Origin of the sequence: Bradyrhizobium erythrophlei (assembly GCF_900129425.1) — a bacterium.
GTDB lineage: Bacteria > Pseudomonadota > Alphaproteobacteria > Rhizobiales > Xanthobacteraceae > Bradyrhizobium > Bradyrhizobium erythrophlei_C.
The window spans coordinates 1,724,533-1,740,669 of record NZ_LT670817.1; the positions used below are offsets into that span (position 1 = coordinate 1,724,533).

Annotated in this window: 20 protein-coding genes and 1 pseudogene; 15 read left to right on the top strand and 6 right to left on the bottom strand. The window is 58.0% G+C overall.

What is annotated here, in order from left to right; all coding sequences use genetic code 11:
• The first annotated feature begins 330 nt into the window (after positions 1–330).
• The 5 genes and pseudogenes from B5527_RS08210 to B5527_RS08225 all read left to right on the top strand — a co-directional run bounded on the left by B5527_RS08210 (position 331) and on the right by B5527_RS08225 (position 3,850).
• Positions 331–651, top strand: coding sequence for an SDR family NAD(P)-dependent oxidoreductase (locus B5527_RS08210; RefSeq protein ID WP_079600847.1), 321 nt, complete (start codon positions 331–333; stop codon positions 649–651).
• A 196-nt stretch (positions 652–847) separates the two neighbouring features.
• Entirely contained in the window at positions 848–2,158 is a 1,311-nt protein-coding gene (gene hemA / locus B5527_RS08215) for a 5-aminolevulinate synthase (RefSeq protein WP_079600848.1), read from the top strand.
• A 117-nt stretch (positions 2,159–2,275) separates the two neighbouring features.
• Positions 2,276–3,043, top strand: a complete 768-nt coding sequence (locus B5527_RS08220; protein WP_079600849.1) for a heme ABC transporter permease CcmC — start codon at positions 2,276–2,278, stop codon at positions 3,041–3,043.
• A 6-nt stretch (positions 3,044–3,049) separates the two neighbouring features.
• A pseudogene (gene ccmD / locus B5527_RS47045) lies at positions 3,050–3,175 on the top strand (heme exporter protein CcmD); the annotation flags it as partial.
• 51 nt (positions 3,176–3,226) lie between these two features.
• Positions 3,227–3,850 (top strand): DsbE family thiol:disulfide interchange protein, encoded by a 624-nt coding sequence (locus B5527_RS08225; RefSeq protein ID WP_172842826.1) that lies wholly within the window; start codon positions 3,227–3,229, stop codon positions 3,848–3,850.
• Positions 3,851–4,315: 465 nt separating this feature from the next.
• Here the strand turns inward: B5527_RS08225 and B5527_RS08235 are convergent, their stop codons facing one another.
• From B5527_RS08235 to B5527_RS08250, 4 genes are all read right to left on the bottom strand, one after another.
• Entirely contained in the window at positions 4,316–4,570 is a 255-nt protein-coding gene (locus tag B5527_RS08235) for a DUF2171 domain-containing protein (protein ID WP_079607154.1), read from the bottom strand.
• A gap of 471 nt (positions 4,571–5,041) precedes the next feature.
• Positions 5,042–5,308: a DUF6510 family protein gene (locus tag B5527_RS46195; RefSeq protein ID WP_079568215.1), complete on the bottom strand. Its 267-nt coding sequence runs from the start codon at positions 5,306–5,308 to the stop codon at positions 5,042–5,044.
• A 5-nt stretch (positions 5,309–5,313) separates the two neighbouring features.
• Positions 5,314–6,075 (bottom strand): ferredoxin reductase, encoded by a 762-nt coding sequence (locus tag B5527_RS08245; RefSeq protein WP_079600852.1) that lies wholly within the window; start codon positions 6,073–6,075, stop codon positions 5,314–5,316.
• Positions 6,062–6,685, bottom strand: coding sequence for a sulfite oxidase-like oxidoreductase (locus B5527_RS08250; RefSeq protein ID WP_079600853.1), 624 nt, complete (start codon positions 6,683–6,685; stop codon positions 6,062–6,064). Before B5527_RS08250 ends, B5527_RS08245 begins: the two co-directional genes overlap by 14 nt.
• Before the next feature lie 274 nt (positions 6,686–6,959).
• Between B5527_RS08250 and B5527_RS08255 the strand changes: the two genes are divergently transcribed.
• From B5527_RS08255 to ureG, 10 genes are all read left to right on the top strand, one after another.
• The gene (locus B5527_RS08255; RefSeq protein WP_079600854.1) at positions 6,960–7,586 is read left to right on the top strand and encodes a cytochrome P460 family protein; all 627 of its coding nucleotides are present in this window, start codon (positions 6,960–6,962) and stop codon (positions 7,584–7,586) included.
• A 24-nt stretch (positions 7,587–7,610) separates the two neighbouring features.
• A complete protein-coding gene (locus B5527_RS08260) occupies positions 7,611–8,192 on the top strand; it encodes a cytochrome P460 family protein (RefSeq protein WP_079600855.1) in 582 nt (193 codons plus the stop codon).
• Between the two features lie 64 nt (positions 8,193–8,256).
• On the top strand, positions 8,257–9,534 hold the full coding sequence (locus B5527_RS08265; protein ID WP_079600856.1) for a lactonase family protein: 1,278 nt from the start codon (positions 8,257–8,259) through the stop codon (positions 9,532–9,534).
• A 116-nt stretch (positions 9,535–9,650) separates the two neighbouring features.
• Positions 9,651–10,562 carry an urease accessory protein UreD gene (locus B5527_RS08270; protein ID WP_079600857.1) on the top strand — a complete coding sequence of 304 codons (912 nt, stop codon included), beginning with the start codon at positions 9,651–9,653 and terminating at the stop codon, positions 10,560–10,562.
• 25 nt (positions 10,563–10,587) lie between these two features.
• A complete protein-coding gene (locus B5527_RS08275) occupies positions 10,588–10,890 on the top strand; it encodes an urease subunit gamma (protein WP_079600858.1) in 303 nt (100 codons plus the stop codon).
• A gap of 9 nt (positions 10,891–10,899) precedes the next feature.
• Positions 10,900–11,475, top strand: coding sequence for a HupE/UreJ family protein (locus B5527_RS08280; protein ID WP_079600859.1), 576 nt, complete (start codon positions 10,900–10,902; stop codon positions 11,473–11,475).
• A gap of 1 nt (position 11,476) precedes the next feature.
• Complete coding sequence (locus tag B5527_RS08285; RefSeq protein WP_079568224.1) at positions 11,477–11,818, top strand: urease subunit beta; 342 nt, start codon at positions 11,477–11,479, stop codon at positions 11,816–11,818.
• 10 nt (positions 11,819–11,828) lie between these two features.
• The gene (gene ureC / locus B5527_RS08290) at positions 11,829–13,532 is read left to right on the top strand and encodes an urease subunit alpha (protein WP_079600860.1); all 1,704 of its coding nucleotides are present in this window, start codon (positions 11,829–11,831) and stop codon (positions 13,530–13,532) included.
• Between the two features lie 39 nt (positions 13,533–13,571).
• Positions 13,572–14,270 (top strand): urease accessory protein UreF, encoded by a 699-nt coding sequence (locus B5527_RS08295; RefSeq protein WP_079600861.1) that lies wholly within the window; start codon positions 13,572–13,574, stop codon positions 14,268–14,270.
• A complete protein-coding gene (ureG, locus tag B5527_RS08300; RefSeq protein WP_079600862.1) occupies positions 14,267–14,938 on the top strand; it encodes an urease accessory protein UreG in 672 nt (223 codons plus the stop codon). Before B5527_RS08295 ends, ureG begins: the two co-directional genes overlap by 4 nt.
• A gap of 66 nt (positions 14,939–15,004) precedes the next feature.
• Here the strand turns inward: ureG and B5527_RS08305 are convergent, their stop codons facing one another.
• On the bottom strand, positions 15,005–15,355 hold the full coding sequence (locus B5527_RS08305; RefSeq protein WP_079600863.1) for a hypothetical protein: 351 nt from the start codon (positions 15,353–15,355) through the stop codon (positions 15,005–15,007).
• A gap of 76 nt (positions 15,356–15,431) precedes the next feature.
• On the bottom strand, positions 15,432–16,091 hold the full coding sequence (locus B5527_RS08310; RefSeq protein ID WP_079600864.1) for a sensor histidine kinase: 660 nt from the start codon (positions 16,089–16,091) through the stop codon (positions 15,432–15,434).
• Positions 16,092–16,137: the final 46 nt, after the last annotated feature.

Genomic DNA, 16,137 nt, shown 5'->3' on the forward strand with positions numbered 1-16,137 from the left:
GTTTGCCAACGCGGATACCAACCAGATGGCTTATTCCAGCTGGGAATAGCGAGAAGCTAGTCAATGCAGCGAATTTCGTTACGCGTCTGTCGCGCAACTAATTTCTGTTCACTGCACCTAAGCTCACCTTAAAAAAACGGGCCGCAGGCGGGTCTTGCGGCCCGAGTCAACAGGGAGCAATTGCCCGATGTCGGGCATCTTCTTTCTAATCCGCGTACGCCTTGCGTGCTTGTGCTGCTTTGTCACTCTTAAGCAGTTCTTGCGCCAATTTACTCTCCGCCAAAGCCATTTGTCGAAATAGCACCTTCCAGCAGATCGCTGCAGGATTAGATCCAGGCCAGTGGCAATTGCACCACTTACGCCGCCACAAAGGCGGCGATACGCTCCTTCGCTCGGACTTGGGCTATGCAGCTCAAGGATCGAGGTATCCGTGTTAACGCTCTTTCACCGGGAACTATCGACACGCCGATCCAGTTCAGCAGCAAGGAAGAGGCAGACGACGCCAAGGCATTCTTCTCTGGGACAACGCCCCTCGGTCGTATTGGCCGGTCCGAAGAGACGGCATCGCCCATTTTATTCCTGGCTTCGGACGCGAGTAGTTATTGTGCTTGGTTCGATTTGGTGGCGGTTGGCGGCATCGCGCAGGTTTGAGTTAGGAGGTTCGGCCCGCCGGCATTGCGCAATCTCCGCGAAGTCCGAGCAATGCAGCAACAGACAGCATCCTCTAGCTGGATTACCGTGCCGATTGGGTAGCTTCGCTCCTACCGTTGGCCCGAATAGTATCGGCGGGGAGATGCGCGAGTATTAGCGAGGTTGAACCTGCATCGATTCCAGCTCCAGGTGCACCATGAATTATGACGCGTATTTCTGCCAGCGACTCGATGAACTGCGTAAGGAAGGTCGGTACAGAGTCTTCGCCGATCTGGAACGCAAGGTAGGCAGGTTTCCTCGCGCAACACTCCATTCCGCCTTCGGGAAAAAGGAGGTGACGGTCTGGTGTTCTAACGACTATCTTGGAATGGGACAGCATCCAGTCGTGCTGGCAGCAATGCACGAGGCACTCGACAGCTGCGGGGCGGGTGCCGGCGGTACACGCAATATATCGGGCACTAATCACTACCATGTCCTCCTCGAACGCGATCTGGCCGACCTACACCAGAAAGAGGCAGCGCTTCTGTTTACTTCAGGCTATGTCTCGAACTGGGCTGCGCTTGGCACGCTCGCGTCGTGCATCCCGGGTTGCGTCGTGCTTTCTGACCAACTGAATCACGCTTCTATGATCGAAGGCATTCGAGGTAGCCGTGCTCCGGTTAGGATCTTCGCACATAATGATCCCTCTGATCTTGCGCGCAAACTCGCTGAGGTCGACGCTGATGCGCCCAAGCTGGTAGCGTTTGAATCGGTCTATTCCATGGACGGGGATATCGCACCGATCGCAGAGCTATGTGATGTTGCCGAAGCATATGGCGCCATGACCTATTTGGACGAGGTGCATGCTGTAGGTCTTTATGGATCGCATGGTGGTGGCGTGGCTGCGCAACAGGGTTTGAGCAACCGGCTGACAGTGATTGAAGGCACGCTGGCTAAGGGCTTTGGGGTCGTCGGCGGCTATATCGCAGGTTCGGCAGCATTGTGCGACTTTGTGCGTAGTTATTCGTCGGGCTTTATTTTTACGACGGCTCTGCCGCCACACGTCGCGGCTGGCGCGCTGGCGAGCGTGCGCTATCTCAAATCAAGCTCGGCGGACCGGAAAGTCATGCACAGCCAAGTCGCCTCGCTCAGGAATCGACTTGATGACGTTGGTGTGCCGCATCTGCGAAATCCCAGTCACATTGTGCCGGTAATGGTAGGAAACGCCGACCTGTGCAGGCAGATCAGCGATGTCCTGCTGAATGAATATGATATCTACATTCAACCCATAAACTACCCAACGGTCCCGCGCGGTACAGAGCGACTTCGTATCACCACGTCACCTTTTCACTCCGAGGCGGATATCGAACACCTAACTACTGCGCTCGCCGAAATCTGGTCGAGCCCCTTGGTCGAGTATTTCTCTTTTCGCGACGTTCCTGGCACGGGTTCGTGTAGAGAGCGGGCAGCGTTTCGCAGCGTCGGCCTTCCGACGCCTCAGGTCGCGGAAACAATCGATGTCAGTTGAACCATGGGCGGCTTGTTGGAAAGTGTTCTCCAACATTGTTTCGAGTCTATCAACGCTATCCAGCAAGAGCGGGAGGCAGCGAAGGTCCGTGGCGGTTGCGACTGGTGTTGGGGAGCCATGACGCTAATCGACTTTGCCAATCCGACTAGGTTCCTGTCGCTGACGGCGCGGCTGTTGCCCTTTCTCGCGGCGGCAACCACTATCCTACTCATGGTCGGCCTCTATCTGTCGGCGGCCGCACCGGACGATTACCAGCAGGGCGCGACTGTCAAAATCATGTTCGTCCACGTGCCGAACGCATGGCTGTCGATGTTCGTCTGGGCTGTGATGAGCACATCCGCACTCGGCACCCTGGTGTGGCGGCATCCGCTCGCTGACGTCGCCGCCAAGGCCGCAGCGCCCATCGGCGCCAGTTTCACCTTTCTCGCGCTCGTTACCGGCTCTCTGTGGGGCCGGCCAATGTGGGGCACCTATTGGGAATGGGATGCGCGGCTGACCTCCGTGCTGATCCTGCTCCTGATGTATCTGGGCCTGATGGCGCTGTGGCGAGCGGTGGAAGATCCCTCGCGCGCGGCACGTGCTGCCGCGGTGCTGACCCTGGCCGGCGCGATCAATCTTCCCATCATCAAATTCTCGGTCGACTGGTGGAACACGCTACATCAGCCGGCCTCGGTGCTTCGGATGGGTGGACCGACACTCGATCGCACCTTCCTGATCCCGTTGTTGGTGATGGCCAGCGGCTTCACGCTGCTGTTCGTCACGCTGCACGTGGCCGCGATGCGCAACGAAATCCTGCGGCGGCGTGTGCGCACCCTTCAAATGATGCAGGCACGCTCCTCGTCAAGCGACGTGAGCGCGGCTTCGCCTGCCTCGCAACCGGCATAACGCTCCATGTCGCTCGGGCCCTACGCCTCCTTTATCGTGACCTCCTACCTAGCGGCTGCATTGGTAGTGGCGGTGCTGACCGCCTGGATTGCGATCGACTACCTCAACCAGAAGCGTCGCCTGCGTGAGCTCGAGGACAGCGGGGTAGTCCGGCGCTCCGGGCGCAGCGCAACGGAGCCGCAGATGACCGGACAGGTGACATCCGAAGCAAGCCAGCAGCGCCGTTCATGGCTGACGGTGCTTCCGGTGATCGTTTTTCTCGCGCTGGCCGCTCTGTTTTGGCTCCGGCTTGGCGATGGCGATCCCTCGCGGATTCCCTCCGCCCTGATCGGACATCCCGCACCACAGACTTCGTTGCCGCCACTGCAGGGCTTGCTCAGCAACGGCGCCCAAGTGCCAGGACTGGATCCGGCAAAATTCGACGGCAAGGTCAGCATCGTCAATGTCTGGGCGTCCTGGTGCGTGCCCTGCCATGACGAGGCGCCCCTACTGACCGAGCTTGCCAAGGACAACCGACTACAGTTGATCGGCATCAACTACAAGGACGCTCCCGACAACGCTCGGCGCTTCCTCAGCCGCTATGGCAACCCGTTTGCCTCGGTCGGCGTCGACGGCAACGGCCGCGCGGCGATCGAATGGGGTGTCTATGGCGTGCCGGAAACGTTTATCGTCGGCCGCAATGGCGAGATCACCTACAAACTGGTCGGCCCAATCACGCCGGACAACATCGACAGTGCGCTCATGGCCGAGATCGACAAAGCGGTCAATGCAGCTTCGATCTCGCGAAAGCTCTGGTCAGCTGATTAGGCGCCAGGTTCTGTCCTAATTAGGACACTCGCTCTGACATTAGGACGCTCCATTAGTGTATGCCTTTGGTCGCTGGCCTCGTGGCATCGTTGGCGCAAACTCCCGCTAGGTGGTAAGCTGAAGCCTCACGATGTGATCGCCAGGAGGGCCTAGCAATGAATCACTTTGCAGTCCCATCCATCGCCCTCGTACTCCTACTCTGGGGCGCACCAGCTTCCGCCCATGGCTGTCATCACGGTCGGCAATATACCGCTAAAGAGGGCTGGCATAGGCATGGAACGCAGTGCGAGCTGCGCCACGGAATCGGGGTCAAGCACAAGGCGGCGCGGCAAGCCGCCGACACTCGTGACAGGGAATTAGGGCGCTAATCTGTTCAGGGGCAATTTGTGGAGAGATTCATAAACCTGAATGACATCCTCTCGCTCCTCCGGTTTCAGATATTCCGCCTCTCGTACCTCAAGTTTGTTAGGTTGGCTCCCCCGATTTTTCCTCCTCGAAGGTAACAGCGGTGGCCGCGACCGCCGATAGCCTCACCGTCTGGCCCTCGATATCAGCGACCAGTCCCAGGTCAATATAGTGATGATGCCCCTTGTGCCGTCCTTCGCCGCTGTCGGCCTTGGCCAGCCTGATCCTGCCCGCTATTATGCGATCCACAGTTCCGATGTGAACACCATCAGCTCCGACCACCTCCATATTCTTCTTGACCCGACTTTTCGTCATGTCTCTTCTCCTCGTCTCAGAGTTTGTGCTTTGCAGAGCTTCCTCGCGCCGTTTGATCATAGGTTCAATCCGCGTTTCCTGATCGGCAATACGTTGGGCCACCAGATCATCGTCTGCAGCACTGGAGTAGGCGGCCGGCTGCCCGATCAGCTCGACGGTTTTCCCTTGCGACAGCGATCTGGTCGTCGATGTCAGCAGTATCGGCGATGATGTCGGGCATGAACACTCCTCCTTGAGCTCGACCGACGGTAAATGCGGCCGGTCGAATATCGACCGGCCGCAGCGAACCGTCTGGGGGCGGGAGGAAACACCGGGCGCCCGTAAAGCTACTCGGCGAGCCCGATCGACGCTTTCTCGATATTGCCGCAACTAGAGTTCGTTTGCGGAAAGTCGGAGAGGTGCATTCGCCCTTGCGCTCTCTATACATGTATACATGTGCCGGCGGCGACACCAGCCGGTTTTGCGCTACCACTAGAATCGCAGGTATCGCGCGCCGGTCATCTCGAGCCACAGACCGCGCGGCGTATCAACCGCTCTCATCAGGTCGCTCTCGCAGTCTGCACACTTCAGAACCGCTCCCATTGGAGATGCATGCAAGGTCAGGGATCCCACGCCGCTCACACAATCGCATGAATCGCATCGAATCTTCGCGAGCGTGATATCGGGAATGAAGATCCGCTGCAGGAGACTTGCCGCGACATTGCCCTCGAGCAAAAGATCGGAGACGTTATTAGCCATGGTATCTATCCTCCTGATGGACCGAATCGTTCTGTCTTGATGCTGAGAGGGTCAAATCCGATCTCTACAAGAAGACTGGCAGCAGTCTCGACGAAGGTAGTGGGACCGCAAACATAGATCGTCGGGTTATCTGCGGGTGGAAACCAGTTTGCTGCAAGCAAGCCTTTGTTGATTCGTCCCCGGTGGCCCCTCCAGTCCTTGGGTTGCTGGCGGGTAAGCGCGTAAACAAGGCGAAAGCTGGAATCACGGCTTATCATCGCCCCGAGCTCGTCTCGGTAGACTATATCTTCCCAACTTCTAGCCGAGTAAATCAGTAAGGCCGGTGGGCGGCTTGGCAACCTGTCGCGGTGACGAAGCATCGACATCAACGGCGTAATACCCGTTCCACCAGCGAGAAGATAAACCGGCCTCCTTGCGGCGCCGGTCCAGACGAAATATCCACCGATAGGTCCCCGAAGCTCAAGTTGGTCGCCGACGCGTAGCTCATCGAGAAGATAGGGAGAAACCTCGCCATCTTTCATTCGCTCGACGGTCAACGCAAGCAATTCGTCTTCAGGTGGAGAGGCGATGGAATAGCTGCGCTGCGCTTGATAGCCGTCCTCGGCTGTGAGCCTGATGTCGACGTGCTGGCCCGGCAGGTGTCCTGGCCAGCTGGCTGGCTGCAGCATGAGGCTCTTTACGCGACGCGTTTCCACCACGACGTCGCGTACCTGAGCGAACTGCCACTCGAGCCGCTTGGGTGGAGAAGTGAGATTAATCTCCGTCATATCTCTGCTCTTTCCAGGGGTCGCCGTAGTTGTGATATCCCAGTGACTCCCAAAAGCCGCGCTCGTCCTTCGGCATAAATCGGATCCTGCGCACCCATTTCGCGCTCTTCCAGAAGTAAAGATGCGGCACCAACAGGCGAGCTGGCCCGCCGTGAGCGGGCGGGATCGGTAGGCCGTCATAACGCGTAACGATCATACCCTTGCCCCCGATCAGATCAGCAACAGGGACGTTCGTTGAATAGCCACCGTCGCAATGAGCCATGACATAAGGTTCGGGAGGCTCCGAAAGTCCGGCTGCTTTGAACAGATCATCGAAGGTGACGCCCTGCCAAATCGTATCAAGCTTCGACCATTTCGTGACGCAATGAATATCGGTCTTGACGGTAGTCTGCGGCAGCGCTTCGAATTCGGCCCAATTCCACACCCGGAGAAGAGAACCGCCAAGTTGAAGAGCCACATTCCAGTTTGCCACTTTGGTTTGTGGCGTTGGGCCCGCCGAAAGAATCGGGAATTCGGGTGTCAGGTACTGCCCGGGCGGCACACGATCCTTCGTCGTTTGCTCGTGTCGCTTCGACCTAAACCCGCGAGAGATGTGAGCCTCATCGTCCATGGAATCATACCTTTCTTCGCCGTGGGTGCGCCGCGCGAAAAGAACTGGGACGCATTTATCCGCTCGCCCGCCGATCGGTCGGCCTACACTTGATGCAAAAGCCTCCACCTGTCGATGGGTGCTAAGCCAAATGCATCAAGATTGAAAAAGCGAACGCAATCGCCGACGAGCGCGGCACTCACCAGTACGGTATCTCCTGTCTCACGCACGATGGGAAAGCTCATCGGCCGTCGACGCGACCTCGCGTCGGGCCAAAGTCGCAGGAGAGAAAGAGATGCGTATCGGATTTCGGACAGCCGCCGTCGTCGTTATGAGCAGTGCGGTCGCGACGACCTTGTTCTTTGGATCGCTCAACAATAGCAATGCGCAGACCGCGCAGACCAGGACTCGTTACTTGCCCGAATACACAGCCGACGGGCAGCTTCTTCTGCCGAAGGACTTCCACGAGTGGGTCTACGTAGGGTCCCCGCTTACGCCGAATGCGCTGAACGACGGCCATGCTGGTTTCCCGGAATTTCACAACGTCTACATCGAGCCGGGTTCGTATGAGATCTACAAGAAGACCGGTCAATTTCCCGAAGGAACGATCCTGTTCAAGGAGCTTCAACTTACACTGCCTGGCGAGAACCCAGACGGATCGCGAACCGAGCCGTCGGGAAGAGGCTATTTCCCTGGGCCTTTCAACGGCGCCGATGTCACAGTCAAAGATTCCAAGCGTTTTTCCGAAACTAACGGATGGGGATATTTCAATTTCAATCATCATGAGCCAAAGGCTCCGATGGCGAAAGTGAAGGCGAAGGGGGAATGCGCGTATTGCCACATCGCAAGCGCGAAAAAGGATGAGGTGTGGACCCAGTTCTATCCGCTGTTGGACAAGTGGCGTGCTTCTTCACTCAACTGAGGGTGGCACAGGAAGGACTGAGTCATGAGAGCCATTCGCGTCTTTAGTCTCGGCATTTCGGGAATTGGAGTGATCATTGCGATCGCGGCGCTCAGTTCAATGCAGGCGACTGCGATTGGGGGCGCCTCGCAAACGGAGGCTGCGGTCGACGCAGCGGGTAACCTGCACGTTCCGCGTGACTATCAGACCACCTATCAGCAGCTCGGAAGCTGGGCCATAGCGGCTGATGAAGGCCGAGGCGCGAAGCAGCTACACGTCGTGCTCGCATCACCGGGATCAATCGAGGCCTATCGCAAGGACGGCCGATTTCCCGACGGAACGGTGCTTGTGAAAGAGGTGTTCGAAGCCGCTACGAAGGAAATGACGACCGGTACTGTCAGCCACGCCGAGAGGTTGAAAGGCTGGTTCGTCATGGTGAAGGACAGTGCCGGCCGCTATCCGGGCAACGCTTTGTGGGGCGATGGGTGGGGCTGGTCTTGGTTCGACGCTGCCAACCCCACAAAGACAACATCCACCGACTATAGAGCGAATTGCAAGTCCTGCCACGTGCCGGCGCAGGCGACGGATTGGATCTACGTCGATGGATACCCTGCATTGAAGCGATAGAGGGGACGCTTCGTGGAGAGTCTCAGACCTACCCCTTAGTCAAACCCAACCAAAGGAGTGCCAGATGGCGAAAGAGGCAATGATGATGAAGGACATGTCCATGGCAAAAGGACAGCCCGGACATCTCTACATTCAAACCAACGAAATCGAGAATGCAATTATCCACTACGAGCGAAGCGCGACTGGTGCGCTTACCGAGGTAGAGCGGATCGGCACGCGTGGTGCGGGCTCAGGCGAGTTCAAGCCGATCAGCGGCCAAGAAAGCGCACCCAACGCGTTCGAAGGTGCGGGAAGCGTCATCATCACGCCGGATCGGCGCTTCCTGTTTGCGACCAATGGCGGCGACAATTCGGTTTCCACCTTCCGTATTGCCGACGACGGCCAGCTTACCCTGGTGGACGTCAAAGCCACCGGCAATCCAGTTGAAGGACGGAGTGGCACCGCCAAGTCGCTGGCCTTTTCTCCAAAGACCCGCACGCTCTTCGTACTGCACTCGTTCGGCCCCGACCATCTCCGGCTCATGTCCGTCGACGTCGAAGGAAAGCTCAAGCTGCGTCCGGAACGGTACACGGTCAATACCTATAGCAAGAGGAACCGCGTAGCCACCATGGTCGTGGTCTCGCCCAATGAGAAGTTCGTCCTTGTCGGCACCACCTTCGATGAGCCGATCGCTCTCACCGGCTTGTATCCGGATGGCTCGCCCATTCTCTGGGTCCAGCGCGCTGGCGGCGCATTCCACTCAATTGCCTCGAATGCGCCAGATCCCGACGGCCTCGCCGTATTCCCTCTGGAAAAGGACGGCTCTCTCGGGACAGCCAGGTTCCTCGACGCGGGAGGAGGCTCTCCGTTCTACATCGCCTTCCTGCACGGCCGGCCGGATACCTTTGTCGTCGGATATGCCGTCAGTGACGGGTGCGCCATGGCCACCATCGGCGAGGACGGCACAGTCAAATTCGGCCCGCTGGTGAAGATCGACACGAGCGCAGGCCTGCCGTCCGAGCTGTGCTGGGCGGTAGTCTCCCCTGATGACCGAACAGTGTACGCGACGAACTTCGGCTACAGCAGCATCAGCAGCTATCACATCAACGGTCGCGGCCTGGAGATCGCTAAGGACCCCGCGTGTCCGAAGGTCCCGGGGGACGGCACTGCCAGGGGACTCAACGGAACCGTGACCAGCGGCCCTAGCGACAACTGGCTCACACCGGACGGTGCCTATCTTTACCAGATTTACGGCAACGCCTCGAAGCTCGTGGGTTACGCCACTCAACCGGATGGTTCGCTCAACGAGATTACCAGCGTCAAGATTCCGTACAACAGTCCGCAGGGGCTTGCGGGATTCTGATTCCACTATCGCAACACGGGCTCGGGCGTGACCGGCTTGGCCAATTGTCACGCCCACCTCGTTTTGCCGGCGTCAACCGCAACCTCAGCTAACGCGCTCAGGAGTTTATCGACGCGATGTTCGAAGCAACGCACCAGCGTAATCCTGGCGAGGACTCGGGTCATCCTGGAGCCTTCGGCGCGCACGGAGGAAATGTGCGCGACGTCGATCTGGAGCGAGCCAACGGAGTTGGCCGGATCGTGCTCGTTGGTTCAGAGAGGGGTACCCGAATCGCCGATGTTTACCAGAAGTTTCCCATAGGCCTCGTATTTCCAAGGATCGGCGACGATCTGGTGAAAGAGGCCGTCATCATAAACTCGTCAGGTGGCATTGCCGGTGGAGATCGGCTCGAAATTGAAGTGGTGGCGCTCGACAATGCGTCGGCCGTGGTCACAACGCAGGCTGCGGAAAAGATCTACAGGGCACTGGATCGACCCGCGCTGGTTGCGACAAAGTTGAAAGCGTACGGAACGGCAAGGCTGGCTTGGCTCCCGCAAGAAACAATCGTCTTTAATCAGGCGCGCATTCGTCGCCAGACGGACATCGATCTTTGCTCAGGAGCCGAGCTGATTGCGCTCGAATGGTTGGTATTCGGTCGTGCTGCGCGCGGAGAGGAAGTCGTTAGTGGCCACATATCGGACAGTTGGCACATCAAAAGGGATGGCCGCCTCATCTGGGCGGATAGTTTCCGCGTCTCAGATGAGGTGTTCGCGCAGCTGCCCAGAAAGGCGCTGCTCTCCAATTGGAAGGCCGTTGGAACGCTCATCTATTTCGGACCTAGTCTTGATGCACGGCTGAGGATTTTGCGCGAGATAGCGGCTTCGCTCGATTGCCGGTGCGCCGCCACGATCGTCGACGCGATCATCATTGTGCGCGTCGCCGCAGCAGCAAGTGCCGATCTGAGGCGTGGGCTGCGTAGCTTGCTGGAGCAATTCAGTCGAGAGCTTGGAGCGGGTCCGTTCGGGGTGCCGAAGATGTGGTCGTGTTAGTGGCCGTTACGGGACGGAGAAAGCCTTGAATCTTACACCGCGGGAAAAGGACAAGCTAATGATAGCTGTCGCAGCGATGGTTGCGCGAGGGCGGCTCGCGAGAGGCCTCAAGCTCAATTATCCCGAGAGTATCGCACTGATTGCGGACTTCATCCTGGAGGGAGCGCGCGACGGGAAATCGGTCGCCGAACTCATGTCCGAGAGCGGCCAAGTACTGTCTCAGGACCAAGTCATGGAGGGCATTCCCGAAATGATCCGCGAGATGCAGGTCGAAGCCACATTCCCCGACGGAACGAAGCTTGTGCCGGTACACAATCCGATTCGATAGGAGCTCTCGATGCGATTAGTCCTGATCTGCATTATATTGTCCGAAGCGTTGATCTTCCCGGCCTGCGCCCATACCGGTGTAGGGCCTGGCAATTCGTTCAGTTCCGGAGTTGCGCATCCTCTGAACGGGGCAGACCACCTCTTCGCTATGACGATGGTAGGCCTCTGGAGTGTGTTCACCGGTGGCCGTGCCGTTGTGGTATGGCCGGCAACCTTCGTGGCAGCGATGTTGGGCGGCTTTGCAGCGGCGAGCTCGGGTTTGCAAATGGTTTTCGTCGAGCAGGCCATCTGCTTGTCGGTCGTCTTGCTGGGAGTGTTCGTTGTGTTCGGAGTACGGGCGCCGGTAGCCCTGGGGGCCGTGATCGTCGGTCTCTTCGCGTTCTTCCATGGGCACGCTCATGGAACGGAGGCGGCCGCAGCCAGCAGGCTTATCCCTTATGCCGCAGGTTTCGCGCTCGCAACCTCTGCGCTCCATGCTGTCGGCATCGTAGCTGGTTTCTGCTTGCGGAGCTCGCTCGGAAGGCTCTTGCTGCGCGCGGCGGGTGGATGCGCGGCGGTGGTCGGATTGTCGTTATTGGGAGGCTGACGTGATCCCTGGCGAGATCTTTCCAGCATCCGAGGAGATTGTCCTGAACAAGGATAGGGCAGCTATCTCTATTGAGGTTGCCAATACCGGAGATCGACCTATTCAAGTGGGTAGCCACTATCATTTCGCCGAGACAAATGCGGCTCTCGCTTTCGATCGGAACGCCGCTGTCGGTTGTCGCCTCGATATCCCGGCCGGGACGGCCGTGCGATTTGAGCCGGGGCAGTCCCGCGAAGTTTCATTGATCCCTTATACCGGTGCCCGCGTAGTCTATGGCTTTGGCGGCCGGGTGATGGGGCCTCTGCCGCCCGTAGGCGGCACTTCGGCCAATTCTGGCAATTGAGGTAACGAAAATGCCCCACATAATGAGCCGCGCCGCCTACGCGCAGATGTTTGGCCCGACGGTCGGGGACAAAGTTCGTCTCGCAGATACTGATCTGCTCATCGAGGTGGAGAAAGACTTCACGACCTATGGTGAGGAGGTAAAGTTCGGCGGCGGGAAAGTCATTCGTGACGGCATGGGACAATCGCAACGTACGCGCAGCGAGGGAGCGGTTGATACAGTCATCACCAACGCCCTGATTCTTGATCATTGGGGGGTCGTGAAGGCGGACATCGCTATCAAGGATGGGCTCATTTCAGGGATCGGGAAGGCCGGCAATCCCGATGTGCAGCCCAACGTCGATATAATCATCGGACCTGGTACCGAGATCATCGCAGGAGAAGGCAAGATCATCACCGCTGGGGGTATCGACACCCATATACACTACATTTGCCCGCAGCAGATCGAGGAGGCGCTCTATTCAGGTCTAACAACTATGATGGGCGGGGGAACCGGACCGGCGGTAGGTACGGCGGCAACAACCTGCACGCCAGGCCCTTGGCATATCCAGCGGATGCTCGAGGCGGCCGATGCTTTCCCGATGAACCTCGGTATTTTCGGTAAAGGTAACGCGAGCCTGGCCGCTGGCCTCGTTGAGCAGATCGAAGCTGGTGCGTGCGGCCTCAAGTTGCACGAAGACTGGGGCGCGACGCCCGCTGTTATCGACTGCTGCCTTTCTGTCGCGGACGACATGGATGTGCAAGTCCTGATCCATACCGACTCGCTTAATGAGGGCGGTTACGTGGAAAAAACCATCGCCGCATTCAAAGGCAGAACGATCCATACGTTTCACACTGAGGGCGCCGGAGGCGGACATGCGCCGGATATCATAAAGGTGTGTGGCGAAGGGAATGTTATCCCGGCTTCGACAAATCCGACGCGGCCCTACACGGTGGATACGCTCGATGAAGCGCTCGATATGCTTATGGTTACACATAATCTCGATCGTCGAATTCCGGAGGACGTCGCCTTCGCTGAGAGCCGCATACGCAAGGAGACGATAGCCGCGGAAGACATTCTGCACGATCTGGGAGCACTCTCAATCGTCTCGTCAGACAGCCAAGCGATGGGGCGCGTCGGTGAGGTGATTACCCGTACGTGGCAGACAGCCGATAAGATGAAAAAGCAGTTCGGGAGATTGGCTGAAGAGAATGGTGGTAACGATAATTTCCGAGCGCGGCGCTACGTTGCGAAATACACGATCAATCCCGCGATAGCCCAGGGCATTTCCACCTACATCGGCTCGATTGAAGTCGGGAAGCTCGCAGACATCGCAATCTGGGATCCGGCCTTTTTCGGCGTAAAGCCCGACATGGTTCTCAAATCCGGCACGATCGCTGCGGCTATCATGGGCGATCCTAACGCTTCTATTCCGACTCCCCAACCTCAATACTATCGGCCGATGTTCGGCGCGTTCGGCCGTTCCCTGGGCAAAAGTTCGGTGACCTTTGTCAGCCAGGCTTCGCTGGAAAAGACAAGGCAGCTCGGGCTTGCGAAGCAACTGCTTCCTGTCTCGAACACGCGCAAGATCGGTAAGCATTCGATGATCCTCAACAACGCGGTCCCTCGCATGGAGGTCGATCCGGAAACCTATGAGGTGCGGGCAGACGGCCGGCTGCTCACTTGCGAGCCCGCGAAGGTGCTGCCAATGGCTCAACGCTACTTTATGTATTGATATGCCGATGCATACTCACAAGCGCAATGGACGAGTATCATGAAAAGCGAGGAGTTCCCGTGCTCGCCTCTATCCCTTTTGCGACTGCAAAGCTGGCTTTCGCCGACCTTCCCGAATGGCGCCTACAGTTACTCGCACGGTCTCGAATGGGCTGCCGAAGCTGGTCACATCCATGACCGCTTAAGCCTGGTCGATTGGCTCGAGGCGGATCTTTGCTACGGATCCGGACGCAATGAAGCAATCTTTTTCAGCGAGGCATATCGCAGCGCAATCGACAACGACCGGGCTAAACTGATGCGAGTCGCGGAGCTGGCGGCGGCCGCCCGCGGGACATCGGAATTCGGGCTTGAATCGTCGCAGCAGGCGACCGCTTGCCTCAACACACTCCGCCAAGTGTGGTTCGATCGAATCCTAGATTTCTTCTCGGACATGCAGTTTCAACCGGTCCTGGCCGTTGTCCTCGGCGCTCGCTCGGCAAGGGAGCGGATTCCGGTGCGCGTGGCGCTTCCGGCATTTCTGCACAGCTACGTTGCCAATTTGGTAACCGCCGGTGTGCGGCTAATCCCCCTCGGGCAAACCGACGGTCAACTCGCTATCGCGGAGCTTGAGAACGCCATATTATTCGCAAGCGCGCAAGGAAGGTGCGCCACGCTCGACGACCTGGGTTCCGCGGGATTCATGGTCGAACTCGCCTCCATTGAGCATGAAACCCAATATACGAGGTTGTTCCGGTCATGAAGACGGTTGAAAGCGAAAAGCCCCTTCTCCGCAACAGTCCCGCTCCCGTACATCACGGCCCGCTCCGCGTCGGGATCGGGGGCCCAGTCGGCTCGGGCAAGACCGCGCTTATAGAGGCTCTATGCAAGCATCTCCGGGATTTCTACGACATCTATGTGATAACCAACGACATTTACACCAAGGAAGACCAGCTCATCCTGACCCGCGCGCAAGCGCTGCCGGCAGACCGCATCATGGGCGTTGAGACAGGCGGCTGCCCGCATACGGCGATACGTGAGGACGCCTCCATGAACCTCGCCGCGATCGAGGATATGAATTTGAAATTCCCGCAAGCAGATCTGTGTTTCGTGGAATCGGGTGGCGACAATCTCGCGGCAACCTTTAGTCCCGAGCTCGCGGACTTGACTATCTACGTGATCGACGTCGCCGCAGGTGAAAAGATCCCACGCAAAGGTGGCCCCGGCATAACGCGCTCCGATCTGCTCGTGATCAACAAGATCGATCTGGCTCCCTTGGTGGGTGCCAATCTTCAGGTTATGGAATCAGACGCCCGACGAATGCGAACTACGCGGCCGTTCATTTTTTCCAATCTGAAGAGCGGACAGGGGGTCGATGAAATCGCCGACTTCATTCTCGAGAAGGGCGGGTTGGCCGCAACGACCTTCTAAGCTTGAAGCTTGCTTACCCGGCAACTCCACTCCACCAGTTCGATCTCTTGACGCGGTTTGTCCGGATTATCGACTCGCAGTCCCACCGCTGTCACGGGCAAGCTTTGCGGCGTTGAGTGCTTCGGTCGCGCCGACGTAGCAGATGGGTTGCTTGTTAGCATCGTTGATCATGCGCCAGAGAACGCCCTTCGCGCTCACTTGCCGGTACTGCGCGTACCAGGCGTCCCTGCCTTCCGGCGTTTTGCCGGGGAAAGCACGGATATCTTCGCTGCCCAAGCAGAGCGTGACGGCGCCTGGAGGCGGAGCATGGCAGCCGAATTCCCTGCGAGCTTCGCGGAAGTTCAACACCTCGGCGCCTTGAGCCTTACGCTCGGCATTCTTTTCGGCCCAGAAGACACAGAAATAAGCATCAGACATTTGGTTGGCTCGTTGCCGTAGGCTCAAGGAGCGAGGGACCGTCTTTAAGACAACCCGACCGGTCCTCTCGCGGTGCCTATGATGGATCGATTTCAACCAGAAGGCGACAAAGAAGGCCGGCCGGAGCGAAGTCCATTTCGACCCGTGCACCAGACAGCACTTTTGAGATGAGGCGCAGGCCAAACCCCTTATGCCGCGGCTTGTGCACCTTCGGTCCACCGTGCTCGCGCCACTGCACGGCGAGAGCGTGATCCCCACCATCGCAACGAACATCCCAAAGCACTTCAACCGCTCCGGACGTAGACGCCAGGGCGCCGTGCTTGCTGGCGTTAGTCGCGAGTTCGTGAAAGATCATGTGAAGCGATAACGCAAGGCGTGGTTCAAGAACGATGTCGGGTCCGGCGACAAGGATTCGATCGCGCAGAAAGGTGACATGTGGCTTTAGCGTTCGTTCGAGCAGTTCCGCTAGAGAGACGCGATTCTCTCGCGCTGTCTCGATCAGGTTGTAGGCGTCTGATAAATTTACGAGCCTGGCCATGAGAGCGACGCGATAGTCGTCTGCCGTGCTGGCTTCAGTATTCTTGACGAAACATTGAACTACAGTGAGAAGATTGCGAAGACGATGCTGAAGTTCTTTGGCCAGCAGTTCAAGTGACGCGTTGCGCTTTGAAAGCGCAGCCTCATAAGGCGGAATTGCTGGCGCGCTTTCGAATGAATCGGAGATGGTCGGTTTCATATGTTTCACTTGTTGCGGGGGGAATTAACACAATGTGGCTAACAAC

What these genes read in the sequence shown, in the direction of transcription:
- B5527_RS08305 (WP_079600863.1), bottom strand. Translation starts at nt 15,355, where the DNA reads ATGTCTGATGCTTATTTCTGTGTCTTCTGGGCCGAAAAGAATGCCGAG.
- B5527_RS08255 (WP_079600854.1), top strand. Translation starts at nt 6,960, where the DNA reads ATGCGTATCGGATTTCGGACAGCCGCCGTCGTCGTTATGAGCAGTGCG.
- B5527_RS08250 (WP_079600853.1), bottom strand. Translation starts at nt 6,685, where the DNA reads ATGGACGATGAGGCTCACATCTCTCGCGGGTTTAGGTCGAAGCGACAC.
- B5527_RS08245 (WP_079600852.1), bottom strand. Translation starts at nt 6,075, where the DNA reads ATGACGGAGATTAATCTCACTTCTCCACCCAAGCGGCTCGAGTGGCAG.
- hemA (WP_079600848.1), top strand. Translation starts at nt 848, where the DNA reads ATGAATTATGACGCGTATTTCTGCCAGCGACTCGATGAACTGCGTAAG.
- ureG (WP_079600862.1), top strand. Translation starts at nt 14,267, where the DNA reads ATGAAGACGGTTGAAAGCGAAAAGCCCCTTCTCCGCAACAGTCCCGCT.
- B5527_RS08260 (WP_079600855.1), top strand. Translation starts at nt 7,611, where the DNA reads ATGAGAGCCATTCGCGTCTTTAGTCTCGGCATTTCGGGAATTGGAGTG.
- B5527_RS46195 (WP_079568215.1), bottom strand. Translation starts at nt 5,308, where the DNA reads ATGGCTAATAACGTCTCCGATCTTTTGCTCGAGGGCAATGTCGCGGCA.
- B5527_RS08280 (WP_079600859.1), top strand. Translation starts at nt 10,900, where the DNA reads ATGCGATTAGTCCTGATCTGCATTATATTGTCCGAAGCGTTGATCTTC.
- B5527_RS08235 (WP_079607154.1), bottom strand. Translation starts at nt 4,570, where the DNA reads ATGACGAAAAGTCGGGTCAAGAAGAATATGGAGGTGGTCGGAGCTGAT.
- B5527_RS08225 (WP_172842826.1), top strand. Translation starts at nt 3,227, where the DNA reads ATGACCGGACAGGTGACATCCGAAGCAAGCCAGCAGCGCCGTTCATGG.
- B5527_RS08265 (WP_079600856.1), top strand. Translation starts at nt 8,257, where the DNA reads ATGGCGAAAGAGGCAATGATGATGAAGGACATGTCCATGGCAAAAGGA.
- B5527_RS08270 (WP_079600857.1), top strand. Translation starts at nt 9,651, where the DNA reads ATGTTCGAAGCAACGCACCAGCGTAATCCTGGCGAGGACTCGGGTCAT.
- ureC (WP_079600860.1), top strand. Translation starts at nt 11,829, where the DNA reads ATGCCCCACATAATGAGCCGCGCCGCCTACGCGCAGATGTTTGGCCCG.
- B5527_RS08310 (WP_079600864.1), bottom strand. Translation starts at nt 16,091, where the DNA reads ATGAAACCGACCATCTCCGATTCATTCGAAAGCGCGCCAGCAATTCCG.
- B5527_RS08220 (WP_079600849.1), top strand. Translation starts at nt 2,276, where the DNA reads ATGACGCTAATCGACTTTGCCAATCCGACTAGGTTCCTGTCGCTGACG.
- B5527_RS08295 (WP_079600861.1), top strand. Translation starts at nt 13,572, where the DNA reads ATGAAAAGCGAGGAGTTCCCGTGCTCGCCTCTATCCCTTTTGCGACTG.